Below are 25,070 nucleotides of genomic sequence, written 5' to 3' on the forward strand. Positions count from 1 at the left end.
GTCCTGTGACGTTGGCAGATAATGGACCTTTAGGCCATTCTGCGCAGTGAATTCTATCCTCCACTCCTTATCGGGCGTGCGGAGGTCATTGTTTTTAAGAGCGGAAAAGCGTGCAAACCGCGCCTGCCGTCCTCGTCGGGCACATAAAGCCGGCGCTTTTTTCTGCGTTAAATCCCTCTCATCGTGCCAGGCGTGTCATGAGAAATAATCTCTCTTTCTTTTAGCCTGCAGATAAGCATAGCTGAAGTGCAGAGGCAGATCGGTAAGATTAAGATAAAACTCAAAAAGAGAGGCTTAAGCGCGGCACTTCCGGAAATGAGAGACGGCAGAAACAGAGGATAAAGCTGCCTGCTTTTCAGGCCAGGCACCTATTTACGCATGCTTTGGCCTGCCATTGCAAGCAAGTAAAAAAGAATTTTGCTGTTACACTCTTTACGGCACGCGACGCCCGGCTAAGAATATGAATTAAATATAAAGAAGGAGAAAGCGGTGAAAAACAAAATTTATCTTCCGCAGTTTGATGTCAGCGCGGATGCGGAGATATTTGGTCAGAAAATTACGGTGCGCTATGAAGGGAATGAACATTTTCCTAAGCGCCTGAAGGTCAAAGAGCAATATTTCGTGGTTATCGACGGCCAGGAAAAGATTATGGTGCTGGAACGCAAAGCAATCGGCTCCTGGCAGTTCTCCCTGCAGTCGTGATAGCGGGATTCCCACCTCCCTTTACAGGTTCAGCAAGGTGGGAATGCAGCGTGGTGCTATTTCTTTTCGCGATCCTCGTAAGGATCGTTCTTGTCATCATTGTGATCGTCACGGGTGCGCGGGATTTCGCCGTGCTCAGCGGGCGCATCGACCGCCGGATGATCGTCCTCTTCCCAGGCGTTATGGACGTGCGGTGTGCTCTCGGGCGCGCTCTTGCTGACGTCCCCTTCCTGCTTACGTTCTTCGTTGGTTTTATGTTTAAACATTCCCGTCTCCTCGTTCGCTTCCAGTCTGTTAAGTGTAGACGTAAATCCTTCAGGCCACGCCAAGCGCGCTTTTTACCTCACTGGCAATCTTTTCAACCTGCGGCCCATAGATAACCTGAATATCGTGCTCGCTGACGCGGTTGATGCCGTTGGCGCCGGTGGTGAGCAGCGTCTGATCCACCACCTCTTTCATGTCTTTCACCCGGACGCGCAGGCGGGTAAAGCAGCAGTCGACATCTTCAATATTCGCCTGACCGCCCAGGCCGCTGATAATCACCTTTGTACGCTCGTCTGCCGCCACCTGCTGCGGCTTTTCATCTTCTGATTCGCGCCCCGGCGTCTCGACGCCCATGCGGGTGATAACAAAGCGGAATCCATAGTAGTAGAGCGGCGCATAGATTGCGCCGAGCGCCAGCGTCCACCACCAGTGCGTGTTGCTGCCGCCGAGAATGCCGAACACCACCAGATCGATCACGCCGCCCTGCACGTTGCCGATCATCAGGTGCAGCATCGACATCAGCATAAAAGAGAGACCGGTCAGCAGCGCGTGCAGCAGATAGAGCACCGGCGAGACGAAAATAAAGCAGAACTCCAGCGGCTCGGTGATGCCGGTCGTGAAAGAGGTCAGCGCGCCCGCCATCATCAGCGCCTTGACCCGCTGTTTATGTTCAGGCCGCGCGGTGTGATAGATAGCCAGCGCGGCGGCCGGCAGGCCGAACATCATCACCGGGATTTTACCCTGAGCGAGAAACTGGGTCGCGTTGCGCAGCACGTCGTCAGGCACCGAGCCGGGATGGGTCAGCGAGGCGTTAAAGATATTTAGCGCCCCTACCAGCGTTTGCCCGTCGACGATGGCGACGCCACCAATCGGGGTAAAGCGCACGGTTTCATTGAGGATATGATGCAGCCCGGTGGGGATCAAAATGCGCTCCGCCGTGCCGAGCAGAAAGGCGCCGTACTGGCCGCTTTTGCCGATCATCGCACCGATCCAGGCGATGCCCGCGCCCAGCGTCGGCCAGATCAGCGCCAGCAGCACCCCCACCAGCGGCAGGACAACCACGGTGACGATCGGCACGAAGCGGCGTCCGCCGAAGAAGCTGATGGCGGTTGGCAGCTGCTGGGTATAGAAGCGATTGTGCAGCAGCACCGTCAGCAGCCCGGCAATCACGCCGCCCAGCACGCTCATGTTGTAGGTGAAGATGCCGAGCATCTGGATATACTCCGCCGAGGTCATCATCGCCGTGGTCTGGTCCATGCCCGCCTGCTGTAGCGCAGCGGGCGTGGTGGTCGCCGCCGTCAGCCCTTTCGCCGCCAGCGTGGCGCTGATGCCGACGTTCATGGTGATGTAGCCGATGACCGCGGCGAAGGCCGCCGTCGGCTTCTCCGCCTTCGCCAGGCCGATGGCGCTTGCCACGGCGAAGAACACCGGCAGGTTGGCGAAGAGCGCGCCCGCCACTTTGCGAATGAAACCGATAATCAGCTGCGGCACCTGCATCTGGGCAAAGGCGTCGCCGGTAATCGCCGGGTTCTGCATCGCGGCCGCGAGGCCGAGGAAGATCCCCGCCGCCGCAATCACCGAAATTGGCATCATCAACGCTTTGCCAAACGCATGGATCTGGCTGGTGAGCTGTTTCATGAGGTGCGCCCTTTAAGAGATGAAGGTGCAAGTATTGACCCGATACGCCCGTAACTCCCGTTATCAACAGGTTGCCAGAGAGTAAAATTTGAGCAGCATCACAATTTTGCAGTCGGCGCGATAAACGGCGGCTATCGCACCATTAAGTCAATCAATTAGACAACTTATGATTGCAGTCGCACACTTCCCTCACCGTCAGGATATATCCTGATAACAAACTTCCTACAAAAAACATAAGCCTGCACTCACCATGAAATTCAAACGTAAAATTAAGCCCTACCGCGCCGCTGCGGGCGGCTGGGGATCGCTGGAAGCCACAACCCGTTTCGTTTTAGACAGCAAAGCGGCGCTGAAAAATATGCGCAACCTGATGCGCATGAACAAAGCGCGCGGTTTCGACTGCCCGGGCTGTGCCTGGGGCGACGACAATAAAAGTACCTTTAGCTTCTGTGAAAACGGCGCCAAAGCGGTGACCTGGGAAGCGACGCGCCGCGTGGTCGACACCGATTTCTTCGCCCAGCACAGCGTCACCAAACTCTATGCGCAGAGCGACTACTTCCTGGAGTATCAGGGCCGTCTGACCCACCCGATGCGTTATAACGCCGAAACCGACCACTATGAGCCGGTAAGCTGGGATGACGCCTTTGCGCTGATCGCGCAGCATATCAAGGCGATGGACAACCCGAACCAGATGGAGCTCTATACTTCGGGCCGCGCCAGCAATGAAGCCTCCTGGCTCTATCAGCTGTTCGGCCGCTTGGCGGGCACCAACAACTTTCCGGACTGCTCCAATATGTGCCACGAAGCGAGCGGCGCCGGTCTGAAGCGCAGCATCGGCGTCGGCAAAGGCACCATCCGCCTCGACGATTTCGACCATGCCGACGCGATCTTCGTTTTCGGCCAGAACCCGGGCACCAACCACCCGCGTATGCTGCACAGCCTGCGTCACGCCGCCGATCACGGCGCGAAGATCGTCACCTTCAATACCCTGCGCGAGCGCGGTCTTGAGCGCTTCGCCGATCCGCAGAAGCCGCTGGAGGTGGTCACCTCTAAAGCGGGCACCATCAGCTCCGCCTATTACCAGCCGAATCTCGGCGGCGATATGGCGGCGGTGCGCGGCATGGTGAAAGCGCTGCTCGAGACGCATCGCGCGCGCGTAGCGGCCGGTGAGAAAGGCCTGTTCGACGAAACCTTTATCAACGCCACCACCCACGGCGTCGAAGCCTATTTCGACGCGGTCGACAATACCGACTGGATGCAGATTGTGCAGCAGTCCGGCCTGAGCGAAGCGCAGATCCGCGAAGCCGCGGCCATCTACCAGAGCGCCGATCGCGTTATCATCACCTGGGCGATGGGCATCACCCAGCACAAACACTCGGTGGATACGGTACGCGAAATCGTGAACCTGCAGCTGCTGTTCGGCCAGCTTGGCAAGAAAGGCGCAGGCCTCTGCCCGGTGCGCGGCCACAGTAACGTGCAGGGCAACCGCACTATGGGCATCGACGAGAAGCCGAGCAAAGCGTTCCTCGACGCGCTCGGCAGCCACTTCGGCTTCGAGCCGCCGCGCGAGCACGGCCATAACACCGTTGAAGCGCTGAACGCCATGCTGCGCGACGAGATCAAAGTGCTGATCGCCCTGGGCGGCAACCTCGCCGCGGCGGCGCCCGATTCCCCGCGCACCGAAGAGGCGCTGCAGCGCTGCGGCCTGACGGTGCATATCAGCACCAAGCTCAACCGCAGCCATCTGGTGCCGGGCGCGGAGAGCCTGATTCTGCCGACGCTGGGCCGCACCGAGCGCGACACCCAGGCGACCGGTAACCAGTTCATCACCGTAGAAGACTCCTTCAGCATGGTGCACGCCTCCGAAGGCATCGGCATTCCGCTGGCGGAGACGCAGCGCTCGGAAACCGCCATCGTGGCGGGCATCGCCCACGCGGTGCTGGGCGACGAGAAGGTGCAGTGGCTGAAGCTGGCCGCCGACTATAACCTGATCCGCGACCATATCGCCGCCACCATTCCGGGCTTCGCCGACTTCAACGAGAAGTGCGACCAGCCGGGCGGCTTCTACCTGGGCAACGCGGCGGCGGACCTGCGCTTCAATACCCCGACGCAGAAAGCAGAGTTTAGCAGCGCGGCGCTGCCCGCCTCGCTCTTCCCGATGGACGTGGCGGAGGTGCCCTTCACGCTGCAGACCCTGCGTTCGCATGACCAGTACAACACCACGATTTACGGCCTCGATGACCGTTACCGCGGCGTTTACGGCCAGCGCGAAGTGGTGTTTATCAACCCGGAAGATATGCAGGCGCTCGGCTTTACCGAAGGTCAGCTGGTGGATATCGAAACCCTGTGGAACGACAATGTTTCGCGTCGCGTCAGCGGGTTTAAACTGGTGCCCTATAATATTCCGCGCGGCAACCTCGCGGCCTATTATCCGGAAACCAACCCGCTGGTTCCGCTGAACAGCTTCGGCGACATCAGCGGCACGCCGACCTCAAAATCGGTGCCGGTGAAGCTGGAACTGTCGGTTTCTCTGCCGACGCAACGCATCGCGTAAGCGCAGAGTTTCCTTAGTAAAAAGCCGGTTAATCCGGCTTTTTTGCCCTCTTTTGCCTTGCCGCGCGCCCCTGATTCGCGTAAAACTAGCAGCCGCTCTTAGGCCACGAAACTAAACTGACTATGTTCCAGGATAATCCGCTGCTCGCGCAGCTTAAAGAGAAGCTCCACGCGCAGACGCCCCGCGCAGAAGGTGTCGTTAAAGGCACCGAAAAAGGTTTCGGCTTTCTTGAAGTCGACGCGCAGAAAAGCTATTTCATTCCGCCGCCGCAAATGAAGAAAGTGATGCACGGCGACCGGGTATCCGCCATCATCCACAGCGATAAAGATCGTGAAAGCGCCGAGCCTGAAACGCTGATCGAACCTTTCCTTAGCCGCTTTGTCGGCCGCGTGCAGAAGAAAGATGACCGTCTTTCCATCGTTCCGGACCATCCGCTGTTAAAAGAGGCGATCCCCTGCCGTCCGGTGCGTGGCCTGAGCCATGATTTCCAGGCGGGCGACTGGGCCGTTGCCGAAATGCGCCGCCATCCGCTGAAAGGCGACCGCGGCTTCTACGCCGAACTGACCGAATTTATCGTTAAAGCCGACGATCATCTGGCGCCGTGGTGGGTCACCCTGTCGCGCCATAACCTGGAGCGCGAAGCGCCGCAGATCGGCTTTGGCGAGATGCTGGACGAGCAGCTGACGCGCGAGGATCTGACCGCGCTCGATTTCGTCACCATCGACAGCGCCAGCACCGAAGATATGGATGACGCGCTTTACGTCGAAGAGAATGCCGACGGCACGCTGCGTCTGACTATCGCCATCGCAGACCCCACCGCCTACGTGGCGGAAGGCAGCGAGCTGGACAAGCTGGCGGCGCAGCGCGCCTTCACCAACTACCTGCCGGGCTTCAATATCCCGATGCTGCCGCGCGAACTCTCCGACGACGTCTGTTCGCTGCGTCCCAACGTGCGCCGCCCGGCGCTGGTCTGCCGCGTCATCGTGGCGCAGGATGGCTCACTGGGCGACGACGTCCACTTTTTCGCCGCCTGGATCGAATCGAAAGCCAAGCTGGTCTATGACCAGGTTTCCGACTGGCTGGAGAAGAGCGGCGAGTGGCAGCCGCAGAGCGAAGCGATCGCCCAGCAGATCCGTCTGCTGCACCGCATCTGCCTGGCGCGCAGCGAGTGGCGTCAGAACCACGCGCTGGTGTTCAAAGATCGCCCGGATTACCGCTTTGTTCTCGGCGAGAAAGGCGAAGTGCTGGATATCGTCGCCGAGCCGCGCCGCATCGCCAACCGCATGGTGGAAGAGGCGATGATCCTCGCTAACGTCTGTGCCGGTAAGGTGCTGCGCGAGAAGCTGGGCTTCGGCGTCTACAACGTGCACACCGGCTTCGACGCCACCAACGCCGAGCAGGCCGCCGCCGTGCTGGCCGGCCACGGCGTCACCGTCGATGCCGCCGCCATCACCACGCTGGAGGGCTTCCGCCAGCTGCGCCGTCAGCTCGACGCGCAGCCGACGCAATACCTCGACAGCCGCATCCGTCGCTTCCAGTCTTTCGCCGAGATCAGCACCGAGCCGGGTCCCCATTTCGGTCTGGGCCTGGAGGCGTACGCCACCTGGACCTCGCCGATCCGTAAATCGGGCGACATGATCAACCATCGCCTGCTGAAAGCGATTATCCGCGGCGAGCAAGGCGCGCGTCCGGATGAGGCGCTGACGGCGACCATGGGCGAACGTCGTCGCCTGAACCGTATGGCGGAGCGCGACGTCGGCGACTGGCTCTACGCGCGCTGGCTGGCGCCGCACGCCGGCACCGACCGCAAGTTCAGCGCCGAGATTATCGACGTCTCGCGCGGCGGCATGCGCGTGCGCCTGCTGGAGAACGGCGCGGTTGCCTTTATTCCGGCGCCCTTTATCCACGCGGTACGCGACGAGCTGGTGTGCAGCCAGGAGAGCGGCACCGTACAGATCAAAGGCGAAGTCGCTTTCCGCGTGACCGACGTGATCGACGTGACCATCGCCGAAGTGCGCATGGAAACGCGTAGCGTGGTGGCCCGTCCGGCCGTCTGAGCATGAAAAGAGGCGGGATAATCGCTGTTATCCCGCATTTTCACCTCTCTCTTTACACAAATGTTAAATTTGTTCCCCGCTTCACACTTCTCAACACATTAACTTTCACTTACATTCCATTACATTACCTTTGACTCGTTGTCTTTGAACGTCCCTTTCGGTTCATACAAGGAGTGAGGTCATGAAGAACGTCAAAACCAGTGCCGTCTGGTTAGCGGTGGCGTTAGTCGGCGCGGGCGCATTCGCCATGCTGGCGTTAAACCGCGGCGAGCACGTCAACGCCGTCTGGCTGGTGGTGGCTGCCGTCGCCTGCTACAGCATTGCCTATCGCTTTTACAGCCTGTTTATCGCCCGCAATATTTTCGAGCTGGACGATCGCCGCCGTACGCCCGCCGAGCGCTTCAACGACGGCCTCGACTATGTGCCGACCAATAAGTGGGTGCTGTTCGGCCACCATTTTGCCGCTATCGCTGGCGCCGGGCCGCTGGTCGGGCCGATTTTGGCGGCGCAGATGGGCTTTCTGCCTGGCACTCTCTGGATCCTCGTCGGCGTTATGCTGGCGGGCGCGGTGCAGGATTTCCTCGTGCTGTTTATCTCAACCCGCCGCGACGGCCGCTCGCTGGGCGAAATGGCGCGTCAGGAGCTGGGCGCCTTTGCTGGCGTGATAACTATGCTCGGCGCGCTCGGCGTGATGATCATCATTCTTTCGGCGCTGGCGCTGGTGGTGGTGAAAGCGCTGGCCAACTCGCCGTGGGGGCTTTTTACCATCGCCGCGACCATTCCGATTGCGCTGCTGATGGGCGTCTATATGCGCTTTATCCGTCCCGGTAAAATCGCCGAGGTGTCGCTGATCGGCTTTGTGCTGATGATGGCGGCGATTATCTTCGGCGGCAACGTGGCGCAGGATCCCTACTGGGGCCCCTTCTTTACCCTGAAAGGCACCTCGCTGACCTGGGTGCTGGTGATCTATGGCTTTGTTGCCTCAGTGCTGCCGGTCTGGCTGCTGCTGGCGCCGCGCGACTATCTTTCCACCTTCCTGAAAATCGGCGTGATCGTCGGGCTGGCGGTCGGCATCGTCTTCGCCATGCCGGAGATGAAGATGCCGGCGGTAACGCGCTTTATCGACGGCAGCGGCCCGGTCTTCGCCGGTCAGCTCTTTCCGTTCCTGTTTATCACTATCGCCTGCGGCGCCATCTCCGGTTTTCATGCGCTGGTTTCCAGCGGCACTACGCCGAAGCTGGTCGAGCGCGAAAGCCATATTCGCTTTATCGGCTACGGCGCAATGCTGATGGAATCTTTCGTCGCCATCATGGCGCTGATTTGCGCGTCGGTTATCGATCCTGGCGTCTACTTCGCCATGAACGCCCCGGCGGCGATGATCGGCACCACGGTCGAGAGCGCCTCGCAGGTGATTAACGGCTGGGGCTTCGTGGTGACGCCGGAGATGCTCTCAGGCATCGCGCGCGACGTCGGCGAGGCGTCGGTGCTGTCGCGGGCAGGCGGCGCGCCGACCTTTGCGGTGGGCATGGCGCATATCATCACCGACGTCTTCAACAGCCGGGCAATGATGGCCTTCTGGTATCACTTCGCCATCCTGTTCGAAGCGCTGTTTATCCTGACCGCCGTGGATGCCGGGACGCGCGCCTGTCGTTTTATGGTGCAGGATCTGGTCGGCACCGTGGTGCCGTCGCTGGCGAATAACCGCTCATGGGTGGGCAATATGGCGGGCACGGCGGTCGCGGTCGCCGGCTGGGGCTTTTTCGTCTATCAGGGCGTGGTCGATCCGCTGGGCGGCATTAATACCCTGTGGCCGCTGTTCGGCATCGGCAACCAGATGCTCGCCTCAATGGCGCTGATCCTCGGCACCGTGGTGCTGTTTAAGATGAAGAAGCAGCGCTACGCCTGGGTGACGATTCTCCCCACCGCCTGGCTGTTTATCACCTCGATGACGGCGGGCTGGCAGAAAATTTTCCATGTGAAACCTTCTATCGGTTTTCTGGCGCAGGCGAACAAGTTCCGCAAAGGCATCGATGAGGGTGTGATTATCGCCCCGGCGAAAAGCGTAGCGGATATGCAAACTATCGTTTTCAGTAACCAGATTAACGCCGTGCTGTGCGGCTTCTTTATGCTGGTGGCGGTTACCATGCTGATCGCCGCCTTCTTCGTGATTCGCCGCGCCCTGCGCAGCAGCGTGCCGACCACGCACGAAGCGGAGCCGTCGCTGCGTAAGGAGGTTCGCCATGTCTGATGCCATTCGCCGCGCCGCGCGCCCGGCGCGTCTTGACACCATTACCCGCTGCCGCCCGCTCGACGCCCCCAGGCGCTTCAGCTGGCGCACGCTGTGGCGCGGCGTGCAGCAAAGCTTTCGTCTCATGGTAGGGGTTCAGGATTATCAAAATTATCTTCAGCATATGCAGCGTCAGCACCCGGATCTGCCGCCGATGAGCGAGCGCGATTTTCATCGTTACTGTCTTGATGCCCGGTTCCCCAGTCAGGCTGGCAAGCTGGGAAAATGTCCTTGCTAAGCAGGTAAATCGGCCCCGCGACGCGGGGCTTTTTTGTGCCATTCTTTACCAGACTGGAAAATATATTTGGCTGGCATCTTGTACTGAAGTGAGATGCCGAATACTGTTGATAAAATAATGAGATAACGCCAGTAGAGCACTCCCCCGGAGGACCTTTCCATGACCGATGAACAAGGGCAAACGTTGCTGTATACCTTGTTTGGCACGACCAGCCCTCATTGGCGCCTGACCACCGACAGCGATGCCCTGCAATTAGCAGAAGATGAAACCGCACACACCAATATGGCTGTCGCGCTGACGCCCGCGCAGGCCAGCCTGTTGCGCGCTATGCCGGTGATCACCTCCAGCGTCAACCTGACGCTACCGCTCCACGGCACGCCGGTGCCGATGCATTTTGTCGGTCGTAAGGTAAACCAGTCGAGCTGGGCTGGTACCGCCTCGGCGTGGGGTGACACCTCTGCCGTCGCGCGCGATCTGACGCTCGGGCTCTCGTTTGCCGAACAGGTGGTTTCCGAAGCCAACTCGGTGATCGTGATTGTCGATCAGCGCGGCAATATTCAGCGCTTCAACCGCCTCAGCGAGGAGTACACCGGCCTCCACGAGCATGAAGTGATCGGCCGCAACGTTTTTCAGCTCTTTATGACCAAGCAGGAGGCCGCTGCCTCACGCCGTAACATCGCGGGCTTCTTTCGCGATGGCAACTCCTATGAGGTGGAGCGCTGGGTGAAGACCCGTAAGGGCCAGCGACTCTTTCTGTTTCGTAATAAGTTCGTTCACAGCGGTAGCGGGAAAAATGAAATTTTCCTCATCTGTTCCGGAACGGACATAACCGAGGAGCGGCGGGCTCAGGAGCGCCTGCGGGTGATGGCGAACACCGATACCGTGACCGGTTTGCCCAATCGCAACGCCATCCACCAGCAAATTAGCCTGGCGCTGGAGCTGGCGAAAGAGGATGAGACCGGCGTGGTCTACCTCGATCTCGATAATTTCAAAAAGGTGAACGACGCCTACGGCCATATGTTTGGCGATCAGCTGCTGCAGGCGGTGTCGCTGGCGATCCTCAGCTGCCTGGGCAAAGACCAGACGCTGGCGCGCCTCGGCGGCGACGAGTTCGTGGTGCTGGCGGAGCATACCAGCCAGGCGGCGCTGGAGGCGATGGCGTCGCGCATTCTCGAGCGTCTGCGCCAGCCCTTCCGTATTGGTCTGATTGAGGTCTATAGCGGCTGCTCTATCGGTATCGCGCTGGCACCGCTGCACGGCGAGGATCGCGAAAGCCTGACCCGCAATGCCGACACCGCGATGTATCATGCCAAAGAGAACGGGCGCGGCAAGTTCTGCGTCTTCGCCGCTGAGATGAATCAGCGCGTGTTTGAGTATCTCTGGCTCGACACCAACCTGCGCAAGGCGCTAGAGCAGGATCACCTGACGGTGTTCTATCAGCCGAAGCTCGACAGAGACGGCGTGGTGCGCAGCGCGGAAGCCCTGGTGCGCTGGAATTCGCCGGAGCGCGGCATGGTCTCGCCCGCCGAATTTATTCCCTATGCCGAAGAGTCGGGGCTGATTGTGCCGCTCGGCCGCTGGGTAATGCTGACCGTGCTGCGGCAGATTCTGGCCTGGCGCGAAGAGGGCATCAACCTGCGCGTGGCGGTCAACGTCTCGGCGCGACAGCTGATCGACCAGAGCATCTACAGCGATCTCAAGCTGGCGCTGATGGACAGCGGACTGGCAACCTGCCCAATCGATATTGAACTGACTGAAAGCTGCCTGATTGAAAACGAAGCGCAGGCGCTGACCCTGATGAAGCAGTTTCAGGAGCTGGGCGCGCAGGTGCATCTTGATGATTTCGGCACGGGCTACTCCTCGCTGTCGCAGCTGGCGCGCGTGCCGATCAACGCCATCAAGCTCGATCAAAGTTTTATTCGCAATATTAATGAGCAGCCGGTCTCTCAGTCGCTGGTGCGCGCAATTGTCGCCGTTGCTAAGGCGCTGACGCTGGAGGTCATCGCCGAGGGCATCGAGACGAAAGCGGAAGAAGAATTTGTTCTCCTCAACGGCGTGGACGGGCGTCAGGGCTATTTCTACGCAAAACCAATGCCCGCAGAACAGTTCGGGCATTGGCTGGCTAAGCATCCTGCCCGCGTTTAAAACTCCGCGTGATTAGCCCGCTTTACGCAAGGATGCGCTATGGCGGTTTTGTAACTGCACCAGACGTTCCATATAGGCGATGTCTTTCGGCTCCAGCGTGAAGGCATAATCGACCCAGTCCTCAGTGATGTCCATCAGCTCCGCGCGCGACAGCTGCAGAACGCGCTGGCGCGCCTTCAGCATGGCGCGCACGCCGTTCAGCTTCGGCCGCAGCGTATCGATAAAGGTGCGCGTGCAGCGGTAGCTTTCGCCGGGCTGGAAAACTTTGTCCACCAGGCCGCGCGTCTCATACCATTCGGCGCTGTGCGACTCCCCTTCGCATATCAGCTCTTCCGCCAGCTTCATCCCGGCCCGACGTGCCACTAAAGAGTAGCCTCCCATACCGGGGAACAGGTTGAAGGCGATCTCCGGAAAGCCGAGCCGCGCGTTGTTTTGCGCCAGGATAAAGTGGTGCGCCAGCGCGGCCTCAAAGCCGCCGCCTAACGCGCTGCCCTCAATCATCGCAATGGTGACCGCGCCGGTATCGAAGCCGCGCGCCGCCGAGTGAATGCAGTCGACGCAGGCACGCGCATAGGCGCGCAGCGCCTCGCGACGGTTGTTGCGAATGCACTCCACGAAGAAGCGCAGATCGCCGCCCGCGTTGAACATCTGCGGCACCAGCGAGCCGGTAACCCAGAAATCGATCGGCAGACCGGAACGCTGGGCCGCATAGCTCAGGTTCATGATCTCCTCGATTAATTCGTGGTTGAAACTGGGGCGCGGTTGCGCCCGCAGCATCATCCACATGGTGCGGCGGCCCTCTTCATAGTAGGCGGCAAGCTGGGTGGTCTGTCCCACTTCGGTGAACAGTCGGCAGGTTGGTTGGTTAATTACTGTCATCATCTCATCCTCTGTTTATTTGATGCGTTAAACGCCACATCAGCGTAATGCAGAGAGAGGCCAGACCAAATGAGAGATTGATTTGTAAAGTAAAATCCAGAGATATCCCCGACTTAGCGGTCGGGGATGCTTAAGCGGGGTTACTTGATCGCCGCGCGTTGGCCAACCGCAACGCGAGAACGCTTAACGCGTTTTGAATAAACAGCAGTTATGACTGGTACCAGCACCGAGGTGACAATCACCGAGGTCGCCACCAGCGCAGTGGCGGCTGGCGCAACCGGTTTAAACTGCGGCAGCATCTCTGCTATCAACACCGGCGTCGCCACCGCCGCGCCCGCCGTACTCGACGCGGCGATGCCTGCAGTACCGTCACCGCCGCCAATCAACCGGTCGGCGATAATCAGCGGAATGCCGGTAACGATAATGACCGCCACGCCCAGCAAAATGCCCAGCAGGCCAGTTTGCGCAATAACGGTCAGGTCAATGGTGTTGCCCAGCGCGAAGGCGAAGAAGGGAATCAGCGTATGCACTGCCTTGCCGAAAAACTCCCGTAGCTCCGGATCCAGATTGCCCAGGGCAAAGCCGATCAGGAACGGCAAAACGGCGCCAACGAAGACGTGCGGTTCAAAAGAGGCGATGCCTGCCGTGCCGAGAATGACCATGGTCATCAGCGGTCCCGACTCCAGCGACATCAGCACAAAGGCGCCCGCCTCTTCTTTGCTGCCGTACTGCTGCATGATCGAGGCGTAGAGGCCGCCGTTGGTCATATCCATCGCCGCCACCAGCGCCAGCGTCGATAGCCCGGCGAACATGCCGACCTCAACGCCGTTTTCCGGCACCACGCGTGAGGCGATCGCCGCGACTATCCAGGCCACCGCGATTTTGGTGATCACCAGCGTGCCCGACTTGCGCAGCACCGCGCCGGTCGCGCTGAGCTTGATAGAGGCGCCCATACAGAAGAACCAGATGGCGAGGATCGGCACCGTGCCGGTCATCAGGCCATTACTGAAGGAGCCCAGGTATTTGCCAGCACCTGGCGCCAGCGTGTGGCATAGCGCGCCAAGAAAGAGCGGGATGAGCATCATGCCGCCAGGGATTTTATCGATAGCACGTTTGATATGCATAAGGGATCACCTTTGCTGTCCAGAGGGAGGTGCGTTTTTATGCCCGAAGGCCTGACAGCAAAGTACGGGTCGCGGCGAGGGAAAACAGTGATCGCATCGTAAAAATGAAACGCTGTTTTATTTTTGTTTGCCGGTATGTTTCGATATTTTGATCTGCGTCGCCATACCAGGAGAATGACTAAGAGGAAGAGTTAACGTCCTGAGTAAACGCAGGCGGCATCAGCCGAAGGTAAAGGGTGGCGTTTCCCCTAATGTGGGGCCCCTCACCTTCGGTGATGCCGCCTGCGTATCGATGCTTACCTTATCTTTAACTGTGCTGGCGCGGCAGATTACTCTTTCTGGCCGTACCAGGCGTTTTTGCCGTGCTTGCGCAGGTAGTGCAGGTCAAGCAGCGTCTGGTTAATCGGCGGCAGGTCAGCGCGCAGCTGCTGGCTGAACAGCCCCATATAGGCCACCTCCTCCAGCACTACGGCGCTGTGCACCGCCGCATGGGCGTCGCGCCCCCAGGCGAACGGCCCGTGCGAATTCACCAGCACCGCCGGAATGGCGCTGGGCGAGAGATCGCGCTGAGCAAACGTCTCGATAATGACACCGCCGGTGTTCCACTCGTAGTCGTGCTGAATTTCGTCATCGCGCATGGCGCGGGTACAGGGAATTTCGCCATAAAAATCGTCCGCGTGCGTGGTGCCCCAGGCGGGGATCGCACGGCCAGCCTGCGCCCAGATAGTGGCGTGGCGCGAATGGGTATGCACAATGCCGCCAATTTCCGGCCAGGCCAGATAGAGCGCGCGGTGGGTGGCGGTATCGGATGAAGGACGCTTGCTTCCCTCTACAACCTCGCCGCTGGCGAGATCGACCACCACCATATCGTCGCGCTGCATGCTGGCGTAGCTGACGCCCGAAGGCTTGATCACCAGTAGCCCCTGCTCGCGATCCACTGCGCTAACGTTGCCCCAGGTAAAGGTGACAAGGTTGTAGCGCGGCAAATCCAGGTTCGCTTCCAGAACCTGCTGTTTAAGTTGTTTCAGCATTGTTTTCTCCTGCTCAGATTGATCTCTGAATTGTGCAGGTGCTGGCTAAAAAGCTTATGGAGAGACTGGCTGGAAAAGAGGCGGAAAACGGCTGATAAATAAAAAATGTGGCGCGAATTAGGAATCTTCCCTCTTCGGAAAATTTGCTTAAGGCTTAGAATTCACTCATGCAATGGGCGGATCTGTTTGCCGACTGCATTTATCTGCCCGAGACAACATTGTCCATAGTGAAAGGCATATCGGCACCTTCAGGGAAGAAGCGATGGCGTAATACGGGTAGATATAAGAACAGAGGAAAAAAACACCTATACTGAGTGTGTTGCCTCTGTGAGCACAATCAAGGAGAAGTTTATGACAACAACCATGAAACGTATCACCACAGCTGTTTTGGCTACCACTTTAGTTGTCGCGCTGAGCGGCTGTTCAAACTGGTCAAAGCGCGATCGTAACACCGCTATCGGTGCCGGTGCCGGCGCAATTGGTGGCTCAGTGTTAACGCACGGCAGCGCGCTCGGCACGCTGGGCGGCGCGGCGGTGGGCGGCGTTATCGGTCATCAGGTCCATTAATGACCGCAAAGCCGTTTAAATAATAAAAGGCTACACAGCGTATTAACATAACCATCGGGCTACAGACGTAGCCCGATTTTTATTTAACCGCCCGCCAGTTTGACCTTCAGCCCCCTGGCTTCCAGCAGCTGTTTAAGCAGATCGCGTTTGTCGCCCTGGATTTCGATAACGCCCTCTTTTACCGAGCCGCCGCAGCCGCATTTTTTCTTCAGCTCCGCGCCCAGCTTATTCAGGGCATCGTCGTCAAGATCGAGCCCGGTAATCAGGCAGACGCCTGTGCCTTTGCGGCCGCTGGTCTGACGCTGAATGCGCACAATGCCGTCGCCTTTCGGACGTTCGGCTTTCTCTTGCGGCTGCTCGATGCGGCCCACATCGGTGGAGTAGACCAGCGGATTGTCGCGGCTCATGAGGACTCCTTAAGGGAGGTTAAAATAGCGGACAGCGTGGCGGCGGGATCGGCCGACTGGGTAATCGGACGCCCGATCACCATATAGTCTACGCCCGCCTGCTGCGCCTGCTGCGGCGTCATGATACGGCGCTGATCGCCAGCATCACTGCCTGCCGGACGAATGCCCGGCGTCACCAGCGCGAAATCGGTACCGAATGCGGTTTTGAAACGCGCGGCTTCATGCGCCGAACAGACGACGCCGTCGAGGCCGCACTCGCGGGTTAATTTTGCCAGCCGTTCCGCCTGTTCGGCGGGCGACAGGGTGATGCCGAGGCCGCGCAGATCCTCGGCGTCCATGCTGGTTAACACCGTGACGGCGATCAGCAGCGGCGCATCCTTGCCAAACGGCAGCAGCGCTTCGCGCGCGGCGTTCATCATGCGTGCGCCGCCGCTGGCGTGCACGTTCACCATCCAGACGCCAAGATCGGCCGCCGCAGCGACCGCATGGGCGGTAGTATTAGGGATGTCATGAAATTTAAGGTCGAGAAAGAGCTCAAAGCCGCGCTGCTGCAGATCCTTCACCAGCGCGGGGCCAAACAGCGTAAACATCTCTTTGCCGACTTTTAAGCGGCAGTGCTGCGGATCAATCTGGTCGACAAAACGCAATGCGCTGTTGAGATCGTGATAATCGAGCGCCACCACAACAGGCGACGCGATCGCGGTTGACGATAAAGGCATAGCATTTCCTCGTAGTTGACGGCGACAGGCAAAGGGGACAAACGGCAAGCATTCTACCCGCGGCTTCCGCCAGGGACAACGTTTGCGGCGCTCTCGCCTCTTGTCAGGCGACAAGTTGCACAGTGCCGCGTTGATGCCTCAGCCGCTCTTCAGTATGTTGTAACTAAGAAAGGTGCCGTATGCAACAGCGCGACGGTCGGCTATTGACCGTCGAGCCCGCGAATCGGTTTGATTGAAGACCAGGTGCGGCAGGAGGGGCAGTGCCAGTAGAGCGCATGGGCGGTGAAGCCGCACTTCTGACAGCGATAGCGCGGCTTGGTGCGGATCTGCTCGCCAACCATGTCGCGCAGCACCATCAGGCTCTCTTTGGCGCGTCCGTCTTCCGCTTCAAGCAGGTGGAAGTCCATCAGGCGATGGAAAACACGCATGGTGGGGTGGCGCTGCAGCTGGCGATTGATATAAAGCTGTGCCGCTTCCGGCCCTTCCTGGCGCTCGAGAATATCGGACATGTAGAGCTCAGCCGCCGCGCCGGTATTCTCCTCCACGCAGCGCTGCAGGAACGCCGCCCAGGCGTCAGGTTGACTCAGACGCTGATAGCAGGTTTCCAGCATCGGCAGCGTTTCGCTTACCAGCTCTTTATCCTGATCCAGTACGCGCTGCAGATGATCGATCGCTTTCGCGTACTCGCCCTTTTCAATCAGAATACGCCCCATCATGATCGATACGCGCGCGCTCTGGCGATCGGCTGCCTCGCCCTTTTTCAGCAGAGTCATCGCGCGGTCGAGATCGTCGCTGCTCATCGCCTGCAATGCCAGCTCGCAGTAGAAGTGAGCGATCTCCCCTTTCTGCTTATCTTTGCCCAGCTTCACCAGCCGCTCGGCGACCTCTATCGCCTGATGCCAGTCGCTGGTCGCCTGATGGATCAGCAGCAGCTGCTGCAGCGCGCTGATGCGAAAGTCGGTTTCATCCGTCAGCTGCTTGAACATATCTTCGGCGCGATCGTAAAGCCCGGCGGCCATATAGTCGCGCCCCAGCTGCTGGACCGCCAGCAGGCGCTGATCGTAATTGAGCGAGGCGCTCTCCATCAGCGACTGGTGAATGCGTATCGCGCGATCCACTTCGCCCCGCGAGCGAAACAGATTGCCCAGCGTCAGGTGCGCCTCCACCGTGCCGCTATCCTCTTTCAGCATATCAAGGAAGAGATCGACCGCTTTGTCCTGCTGGTTAGAGAGCAGAAAGTTAACGCCTGCAACGTAATCCCGCGACAGGCGGCTCGCTTCCTGTTGCTTGCTCTGTTGCGCGCTGCGTCGCCCCATATACCAGCCGTAAGCCGCAGCGACGGGCAATAACAGAAACAGCAATTCATGCATGGAGGACTATTCCCGGCCCGCAACGGGGGCCGATGCGGCCGCAGGTGGCGCACTTTTATCCAGCTGCGCCTGCATGCGTTTGATTTTGCGCTGCGCATGGCCCAGCGAGACGCGGACACGCAGCCAGAAGAGACCGCAGATAGCCCACCCCAGCACAAATCCCGCGCCGAACAGCGCAGCCAGCAGCGTAGAGACACGGAATTCGCCCTGCGCCAGCAGATAATTAAAGGTGATGACCTGGTCGTTATGCGCGCCTAAGGTGACGGAAATGATAAAAATGACCAATACCACTAAGAAAATCAGCAAATATTTCACAGTGCATCCTGTTGTGAGGTTATCCGGTGGAAGTATGCCAAAAAAGCGGCAACAATACTGCTCCCTGCAGCGCCAGGCGCATCGCGTTTACGCAAGCGCAATCAATAATATGGGGATAAAGCGCGGAATTACAATCCGTTTTCCCGCTGCGCCACTTCCTTTCGCTCTTCAGGCGGCAAGGTGAGCGGGCCGCAAAAGCGCTGCGCCAGCCAGGTGGCGCAGGAGACCAGCAGCCAGGAGAGCGCCACCGCTACCGCCAGATCGCCTGGCCAGTGCATGCCCAGCAGCAAACGGCTGGCCATCACCGCCCCCGCCCAGACGCCGACCACCGCGATGGTGACATAGCGGCGGCGCGGCCAGAGCAGGCTCAATACCAGCAGCGCCCAGCTGGCGGCGAACAGCGTATGGCCGGAAGGGAAAGCGAAGCCGGTTTCAAACGCCCAGTGGCGCTTCAGCCAGCCTGGCAGCATGCGGTCGCTGGCGAGCAGCTGATCGACGCGCTGACCGCGCTCTTTGCGCGTCATGCTGTAGAACTCGCGTTCGTCGAGGCCGTGGTTATGCTCTAGCCAGACCACATAGGGGCGCGGCTCCTGGACCTGGTCCTTGATATAGGATTTGGTGTATTGCCCGGTGAGAATAGTGGCGTTCATGATCACCAGCAGCAGCAGCGCAGGCTTGAGGCGAAAACGCAGGCACCAGAGCACCCACAGGCTGAGCAACAGGCTGGTCAGGGTGCCCCAGGGGCGCGTCACGGTTTCGGTCATCCAGAAGAGGAAACGCAGCAGCGCGTCGCTTTCGCCGGGCTGCCAGCGCCAGCCGGACGCCCAGACTACGAGCGGAATGATCATCAGCAGCAACATGCCTGCCGTAGTACGACGCAAAATCTGCAGCATCCTTTCTCCTCTGGTACGGCATCATATTGCCGCTTGTAAATAACTTTATCTTAAAAAATAATAACATAACTTGTTGCGCATTGGATAATCGTGCTTTATCACTACAATCGCTCTGACAAATTACCAGCCCAACTTCACGTTGTGGCACAATATTGCCAATTTTTTCAGGCCATACTGGCCTGTGCGCTGTTTTAGAATAGCGCATCCTCTGAAGGTTCTGGAGAGTCACATGCAGCTTAAACGGGTGGCAGAAGCCAAACTGCCCACGCCCTGGGGCGATTTCCTCATGGTCGGTTTTGAAGAACTGGCAACCGGTCACGATCACGTCGCGCTCATTTTCGGCGACATCAGCGATAACACGCCCGTGCTGGCGCGCGTTCATTCGGAATGCCTGACCGGCGACGCGCTGTTCAGTTTACGCTGCGATTGTGGTTTTCAACTGGAAGCGGCGCTCAACGCCATTGCTGAAGAGGGTCGCGGCGCGCTGATTTACCATCGTCAGGAAGGCCGCAATATCGGCTTGCTGAACAAGATCCGCGCCTACGCGCTGCAGGATAAGGGCTACGACACCGTCGAGGCCAACCACCAGCTCGGCTTTGCGGCGGACGAGCGCGACTTCACGCTCTGCGCCGATATGTTTAAGCTGCTGGGGGTAAACGAGGTGCGGCTGCTGACCAATAATCCGCGTAAGGTGGAGATCCTCAGCGAAGCGGGCATCAATATCATTGAGCGCGTGCCGCTGGTCGTCGGCCGCAACCCGAAGAACGCCCACTATCTGGATACCAAAGCCGCGAAAATGGGCCATCTGCTGCCGAAATCGGAATAGCAGCTCAGCCAGCCTCAACGCTGAGACGCGGGCGGAAAGGATCGAGGAGCAAAGCCTCCTCCTCCTCCGCCCGCGTGGCTATCCAGTCGCTATATGCCGGGTTTCCCCGGCGTTGCGTTTAGTTAAGCATATTGCGAATAACGTAGTGCAGGATACCGTCGTTGCGGTAATAGGTCAGTTCGTTGCCGGTATCGATGCGGCAGCGCGTATCCAGCACCTCCTGCGTGCCGTCCGGGCGCGTCATCGTAACCTGCACCGTGCAGCCCGGCTGCAGCTGCGACAGGTTGCCGATATCAAACAGTTCTTCACCGGTCAGCTGCAGCGTTTTACGCGTCACGCCCGGCGCGAACTCCAGCGGCAGAATGCCCATGCCGATCAGGTTAGAGCGGTGGATACGCTCGAACGACTCGGCGATCACCACACGCACGCCCTGCAAACGCGGGCCTTTCGCCGCCCAGTCGCGGCTCGAACCAGAGCCATACTCTTTGCCGGCAATCACCGCCAGCGGCGTGCCCTCCTGCTGATACTTCATCGCCGCGTCGTAAATCGCCAGCTGCTCGCCGCTGGGGATATGGCGCGTGTAGCCGCCTTCAACCCCGGGCACCATCTCGTTGCGAATACGGATGTTGGCGAAGGTGCCGCGCATCATAACTTCATGGTTGCCGCGTCTTGAGCCATAGGAGTTAAAGTCAGCCTGGTCGACGCCGTGAGACTGAAGATAGCGCCCGGCCGGACTGTCCGCCTTGATACTGCCAGCAGGCGAAATATGGTCGGTGGTGACAGAATCACCCAGCATCGCCAGCACGCGCGCGCCTTTGATGTCTTCAACCGGTTTCGGCTCGCGCGCCATATCGTCAAAGAACGGCGACAGGCGAATATAGGTAGAGCCCTCGTCCCACGCATAGGTGGCCGCTTCGCTCACGTTGATCGCCTGCCACTCTTTGGTGCCGTAGAACACCTCGGCGTACTCTTTATGGAACATGTCGCTGGTCACCTGCTGCACCGCCGTGGCGATCTCTTCAGGCGACGGCCAGATATCCTTCAGGAAAACGTCCCTGCCCTGCGCATCCTGCCCCAGCGGCTCGGTCTGCAGATTAATCTTCATATTGCCCGCCAGCGCATAGGCGACCACCAGCGGCGGCGACGCCAGCCAGTTAGTTTTCACCAGCGGATGAATGCGGCCTTCGAAGTTGCGGTTGCCGGAGAGCACGGCGCCGACGGTTAAATCGCCCTCTTTAATCGCGGCTTCAATTTCGTCGGGCAGAGGGCCGGAGTTGCCGATACAGGTGGTGCAGCCGTAGCCCACCAGGTTAAAGCCGAGCTTATCGAGATAGGGCGTCAGCTGCGCAACCGCCAGATAGTCGGAAACCACTTTCGATCCCGGTGCCAGCGAGGCTTTCACCCAGGGCTGACGCTTCAGGCCGCGTTCAACCGCTTTTTTCGCCAGCAGCCCCGCCGCCATCAGCACGCTCGGGTTAGAGGTGTTGGTGCAGGAGGTAATGGCGCTGATCACCACGGCGCCATCCTCAATTTCATGGCTCAGGCCGGTGCGGCTATCGGTATAGGTCACGGATTTATGGGCGGGCTGGCTGTGATTCACCTCCAGCTCGTTGCTGGCGTTGAACGCCGCAGGCACGTCGCCGAGGGAAACACGATCCTGCGGGCGTTTCGGGCCAGCGATACTCGATTCAACGCTATCCATATCCAGCGCCAGCGAACTGGTGAAGATCGGCTCGTCGCCTGGGTTACGCCAAAGCCCCTGGGTTTTGGCATAGGCTTCCACCAGCGCGACCTGCTCGGCATCGCGCCCGGTAAGCGTGAGATAGCCCAGCGTGACGTCGTCGATCGGGAAGAATCCGCAGGTGGCGCCATATTCCGGCGCCATATTGGCGATAGTTGCGCGGTCAGCCAGCGGCAGATCCGCCAGACCGTCGCCGTAGAACTCCACAAACTTGCCGACGACGCCGTGCTTGCGCAGCATCTGGGTCACGGTCAGCACTAAATCAGTGGCGGTAATACCGGGACGCAGCTTGCCGGTCAGCTTAAAGCCGACCACATCCGGGATCAGCATCGATACCGGCTGTCCGAGCATCGCCGCCTCGGCTTCGATGCCGCCGACGCCCCAGCCCAGCACGCCGAGCGCATTAATCATGGTGGTATGCGAGTCGGTGCCGACCAGCGTATCAGGCCAGGCGAACTGCTTGCCGTCGATCTGCTCATGCCAGACCGATTTGCCCAGGTACTCCAGGTTTACCTGATGGCAGATGCCGGTGCCCGGCGGCACGACGCGGAATTTATTGAAGGCCTTCTGACCCCAGCGTAGAAAGAGATAGCGCTCATGGTTGCGCGCCATCTCCAGCTCGACGTTCTCTTCAAATGCGCTGTCGTCGCCGAAGCGATCCACGGTAACAGAGTGGTCGATAACCAGATCGACCGGCGAGAGCGGATTAACCTTCGCGACGTCGCCGCCGAGGCGCTTCACCGCTTCGCGCATTGCCGCCAGATCCACCACCGCCGGCACGCCGGTAAAATCCTGCATCAATACGCGCGCAGGACGGTAGGCAATCTCTCTGTCGGCATGCGCATTTTGCTGCCAGCCGACCAGCGCCTGGATATCTTCTTCCGTCACGGAGTCGCCATCCTGCCAGCGCAGGAGATTCTCCAGCAGCACTTTTAATGATTTGGGAAGGCGGTCGATGTTGCCGAGGTGTTGGGCGGCGCGGGGTAGACTGAAAATATGATACTGCTGCTTGTCGACCTGCAGGGTGTCCTGACTCTGCTGGCGTAGGGTGTCCGACATAGCTCCTCCTTTTCTTATCGTGATCGCGGTAACCTCAAAGAGAACAAGGTTTATGTTAAAGATAGACTACATTTTCTTTAACGTTTTGATTACAACACGAAATGCTACACCATTGCGCAGACAAACGAAAACGCCCCACAATCAGGCGGGGCGTTGACGAAAAGAATAAGGAGAAATACCGCTTTCAGGTTATACAGCGATCCAGACGGCCGCGGCCCACACTGCAAACGAGAAGGCATATGCGCTCAGCCAGGAGATTTTAATGCTATTGATAGTCATATTCATACATCACTCCTCCCGAATTCGGGCGTAAAAAATCCTGCCGTCATCATGCTGATGACACCTTTTTTATGCTGAGTGTAAAAGAGTGGGCTTTTCATTTGCCCGCCGGATAACCGGAAAGAAGTATTGCGCTGGCGAAGCCAGTAATGCTGACAGCTTATTTAGCTTTCGTGTCCATGAAAGACTCGATGAAGTGACGCTGATTTTCACTCAGTTCCCAGCTATCCGGGATAGTCACTTTGCGTTCCGTCACGCTGTTCTCTTTGCCTTTGCAGGCTGGCGCCTGAATCTGAGGCGCGGATAACGACTGTTTACGGCTGAGTGTGTTTGCCCACATGGCTTAGCCCCATATACGCCAAATCATCAATGCTACAACTACCCAGAACAGCGCAGAAGCAGCTATTACGGTTAACCAGGCCTTGCGACGGATGTTGCCAGAGCGCTCAACCTTGGTGCTTTTTGCCCGGAAGTCCGGTTGTACAGTCAGTCTCGTAGCCATAGTTTTTGATAATCACTCTCAATAAAACGATTGATAACATCGATTAAGATTTAGGACGAATCCTAAACGCATTAAGGCCGAAAATCCAGTTATTTTTATTGAGTACAACGATTAACGCTATTAATCAACGCGGCCTGAAAAACTTAAGGAATAATGAACCGCGACACATTTCCTTAATTGAATTATTAGATTGCAAATTTGAGTTAATTTGCAATTAGGACCATTTCAAATTTGAGTTAACTATGTAACCCCTGATAAAAAGCGCTTTCACATCAGGTCTTAACTGGAGTATGGGAATAATCCTGGCAGGGCGCAAAGCGGCAAAGTTAAAATTGTGTACTGTTTCTCATTTAAGTAACCCAAACAGAAAAACATGTGATCGATGTTTCATTTACAAAAAAATAATAACTTTTTTCGACATTGAGATGGCGCTAACGGCTACGGATAAAAAAGGCTGCCAGAGGCAGCCTTTAACAATGCTAAACGAACCGCGGCGTTACTTAAACGGCAGCTTGATATCTTTGAACATCGCTTCGATATCTTCGTTAGAGCGCAGTGCAACCGCCGCGTCCACTACGTCGCGGGTCAGGTGCGGTGCAAAGCGTTGAATAAAATCATACATATAGCTACGCAGGAAGGTGCTGCGTCGGAAGCCGATTTTAGTGGTGCTGTTGGTGAAAATTTCCGCTGCTTCAATGCGAACCAGGTCAGGATCGGCAACAGGATCGACCGCCATGCTGGCGATTACGCCGACGCCAAGCCCCAGGCGAACATAAGTTTTAATTACGTCTGCGTCGGTTGCGGTGAACACAATGCGCGGCGTCAGCCCGGCGCGGTTGAAGGCGGTATCCAGCTCCGACCGCCCGGTAAAGCCGAAGGTGTAGGTTACCAGCGGATATTCCGCCAGCTCTTCAATTGAGACCTGGCCCTTGCCCGCCAGTGGATGATCGGGCGTCACCACAATGGCGCGATTCCAGTGGTAGCAGGGCAGCATAATTAAGTCGTCATAGAGATGCAGCGCTTCAGTAGCGATAGCGAAATCGGCGTTGCCTTTAGAGACTGCTTCGGCGATCTGTGTTGGTGAACCCTGATGCATATGCAGGGAGACGCGCGGATAGCGCTCGATAAAGCCCTTAATGACGCCAGGCAGTGCATAGCGCGCCTGAGTATGGGTTGTCGCCACATAGAGCGAGCCCTTATCTGGCCAGGTGTGCTCTCCCGCCACCGACTTTATGGCATCTACTTTGGACAATACCTCACGGGCGATGCGAATGATCTCCTCGCCCGCTGGCGTGACCTGGGTTAAATGTTTGCCGCTGCGTGCAAAGATCTGCACGCCCAGCTCATCCTCCAGCATGCGCACCTGTTTGCTGATGCCCGGCTGTGACGTATAAAGCCCTTCTGCTGTCGAAGAGACGTTCAGGTTGTGATTAACCACTTCGACGATATAGCGCAACTGCTGCAATTTCATAT

Annotated in this window: 21 protein-coding genes; 8 read left to right on the forward strand and 13 right to left on the reverse strand. The window is 58.4% G+C overall.

The features are described 5' to 3' along the window. Positions 1–489 precede the first annotated feature (489 nt). Complete coding sequence (locus Q9R34_RS17920; protein ID WP_434123284.1) at positions 490–702, forward strand: hypothetical protein; 213 nt, start codon at positions 490–492, stop codon at positions 700–702. A gap of 56 nt (positions 703–758) precedes the next feature. On the opposite strand, the gene Q9R34_RS17925 is transcribed toward Q9R34_RS17920, so the two are convergent. Together Q9R34_RS17925 and Q9R34_RS17930 are read right to left on the reverse strand one after the other, a co-directional pair. Then, complete coding sequence (locus Q9R34_RS17925) at positions 759–968, reverse strand: hypothetical protein (RefSeq protein WP_434123283.1); 210 nt, start codon at positions 966–968, stop codon at positions 759–761. 49 nt (positions 969–1,017) lie between these two features. Further along, positions 1,018–2,604, reverse strand: coding sequence for a PTS transporter subunit EIIC (locus Q9R34_RS17930; protein ID WP_434123282.1), 1,587 nt, complete (start codon positions 2,602–2,604; stop codon positions 1,018–1,020). Positions 2,605–2,854: 250 nt separating this feature from the next. Here Q9R34_RS17930 and Q9R34_RS17935 point away from each other — a divergent pair, with 250 nt between their 5' ends. The 5 genes from Q9R34_RS17935 (at position 2,855) to pdeR (ending at position 11,885) form a co-directional block, all read left to right on the forward strand. Next, positions 2,855–5,158: an FdhF/YdeP family oxidoreductase gene (locus Q9R34_RS17935; RefSeq protein WP_434123281.1), complete on the forward strand. Its 2,304-nt coding sequence runs from the start codon at positions 2,855–2,857 to the stop codon at positions 5,156–5,158. Positions 5,159–5,280: 122 nt separating this feature from the next. After that, positions 5,281–7,215, forward strand: coding sequence for an exoribonuclease II (locus Q9R34_RS17940; RefSeq protein WP_485895476.1), 1,935 nt, complete (start codon positions 5,281–5,283; stop codon positions 7,213–7,215). 181 nt (positions 7,216–7,396) lie between these two features. After that, a complete protein-coding gene (locus Q9R34_RS17945; protein ID WP_485895478.1) occupies positions 7,397–9,463 on the forward strand; it encodes a carbon starvation CstA family protein in 2,067 nt (688 codons plus the stop codon). After that, positions 9,456–9,740, forward strand: coding sequence for a YbdD/YjiX family protein (locus Q9R34_RS17950; protein ID WP_485895480.1), 285 nt, complete (start codon positions 9,456–9,458; stop codon positions 9,738–9,740). The genes Q9R34_RS17945 and Q9R34_RS17950 overlap by 8 nt, the downstream gene beginning before the upstream one ends. Positions 9,741–9,899: 159 nt before the next feature. Continuing rightward, a complete protein-coding gene (pdeR, locus tag Q9R34_RS17955) occupies positions 9,900–11,885 on the forward strand; it encodes a cyclic di-GMP phosphodiesterase (RefSeq protein WP_485895482.1) in 1,986 nt (661 codons plus the stop codon). 12 nt (positions 11,886–11,897) lie between these two features. Here pdeR and Q9R34_RS17960 read toward each other — a convergent pair whose 3' ends face one another. From Q9R34_RS17960 to araD, 3 genes are all read right to left on the reverse strand, one after another. Next, positions 11,898–12,764 carry a crotonase/enoyl-CoA hydratase family protein gene (locus tag Q9R34_RS17960; protein ID WP_033746837.1) on the reverse strand — a complete coding sequence of 289 codons (867 nt, stop codon included), beginning with the start codon at positions 12,762–12,764 and terminating at the stop codon, positions 11,898–11,900. Between the two features lie 140 nt (positions 12,765–12,904). After that, the gene (gene kdgT, locus Q9R34_RS17965; protein ID WP_434123276.1) at positions 12,905–13,888 is read right to left on the reverse strand and encodes a 2-keto-3-deoxygluconate transporter; all 984 of its coding nucleotides are present in this window, start codon (positions 13,886–13,888) and stop codon (positions 12,905–12,907) included. 329 nt (positions 13,889–14,217) lie between these two features. Then, positions 14,218–14,919, reverse strand: a complete 702-nt coding sequence (gene araD, locus Q9R34_RS17970; protein WP_485895484.1) for an L-ribulose-5-phosphate 4-epimerase — start codon at positions 14,917–14,919, stop codon at positions 14,218–14,220. A gap of 351 nt (positions 14,920–15,270) precedes the next feature. Between araD and osmB the strand changes: the two genes are divergently transcribed. Further along, positions 15,271–15,486, forward strand: a complete 216-nt coding sequence (osmB, locus tag Q9R34_RS17975) for an osmotically-inducible lipoprotein OsmB (RefSeq protein WP_434123274.1) — start codon at positions 15,271–15,273, stop codon at positions 15,484–15,486. A gap of 83 nt (positions 15,487–15,569) precedes the next feature. Here the strand turns inward: osmB and yciH are convergent, their stop codons facing one another. The 5 genes from yciH to pgpB all read right to left on the reverse strand — a co-directional run bounded on the left by yciH (position 15,570) and on the right by pgpB (position 19,190). Further along, positions 15,570–15,893 (reverse strand): stress response translation initiation inhibitor YciH, encoded by a 324-nt coding sequence (yciH, locus tag Q9R34_RS17980; protein WP_485895486.1) that lies wholly within the window; start codon positions 15,891–15,893, stop codon positions 15,570–15,572. After that, on the reverse strand, positions 15,890–16,612 hold the full coding sequence (pyrF, locus tag Q9R34_RS17985) for an orotidine-5'-phosphate decarboxylase (protein WP_485895488.1): 723 nt from the start codon (positions 16,610–16,612) through the stop codon (positions 15,890–15,892). The genes yciH and pyrF overlap by 4 nt, the downstream gene beginning before the upstream one ends. A gap of 200 nt (positions 16,613–16,812) precedes the next feature. Then, positions 16,813–17,982 carry a lipopolysaccharide assembly protein LapB gene (gene lapB, locus Q9R34_RS17990; RefSeq protein ID WP_485895490.1) on the reverse strand — a complete coding sequence of 390 codons (1,170 nt, stop codon included), beginning with the start codon at positions 17,980–17,982 and terminating at the stop codon, positions 16,813–16,815. Positions 17,983–17,988: 6 nt separating this feature from the next. Beyond that, positions 17,989–18,297, reverse strand: a complete 309-nt coding sequence (locus Q9R34_RS17995; RefSeq protein ID WP_485895492.1) for a LapA family protein — start codon at positions 18,295–18,297, stop codon at positions 17,989–17,991. A 128-nt stretch (positions 18,298–18,425) separates the two neighbouring features. Then, positions 18,426–19,190, reverse strand: a complete 765-nt coding sequence (pgpB, locus tag Q9R34_RS18000; protein WP_485895493.1) for a phosphatidylglycerophosphatase B — start codon at positions 19,188–19,190, stop codon at positions 18,426–18,428. 229 nt (positions 19,191–19,419) lie between these two features. On the opposite strand from pgpB, the gene ribA reads away from it, so the two are divergent. Next, positions 19,420–20,016, forward strand: coding sequence for a GTP cyclohydrolase II (ribA, locus tag Q9R34_RS18005; RefSeq protein WP_485895495.1), 597 nt, complete (start codon positions 19,420–19,422; stop codon positions 20,014–20,016). A gap of 118 nt (positions 20,017–20,134) precedes the next feature. Here the strand turns inward: ribA and acnA are convergent, their stop codons facing one another. From acnA to cysB, 3 genes are all read right to left on the reverse strand, one after another. Beyond that, the gene (acnA, locus tag Q9R34_RS18010; RefSeq protein ID WP_434123267.1) at positions 20,135–22,816 is read right to left on the reverse strand and encodes an aconitate hydratase AcnA; all 2,682 of its coding nucleotides are present in this window, start codon (positions 22,814–22,816) and stop codon (positions 20,135–20,137) included. Positions 22,817–23,438: 622 nt separating this feature from the next. Then, positions 23,439–23,597, reverse strand: a complete 159-nt coding sequence (locus tag Q9R34_RS18015; protein ID WP_120454073.1) for a YmiA family putative membrane protein — start codon at positions 23,595–23,597, stop codon at positions 23,439–23,441. A 496-nt stretch (positions 23,598–24,093) separates the two neighbouring features. Beyond that, a complete protein-coding gene (cysB, locus tag Q9R34_RS18020) occupies positions 24,094–25,068 on the reverse strand; it encodes an HTH-type transcriptional regulator CysB (protein WP_434123266.1) in 975 nt (324 codons plus the stop codon). Between the last annotated feature and the right edge of the window lie 2 nt (positions 25,069–25,070).

Source organism: Enterobacter sp. BRE11 (assembly GCF_031844285.1).
In the GTDB taxonomy this organism is placed as follows: Bacteria; Pseudomonadota; Gammaproteobacteria; order Enterobacterales; family Enterobacteriaceae; genus Pantoea.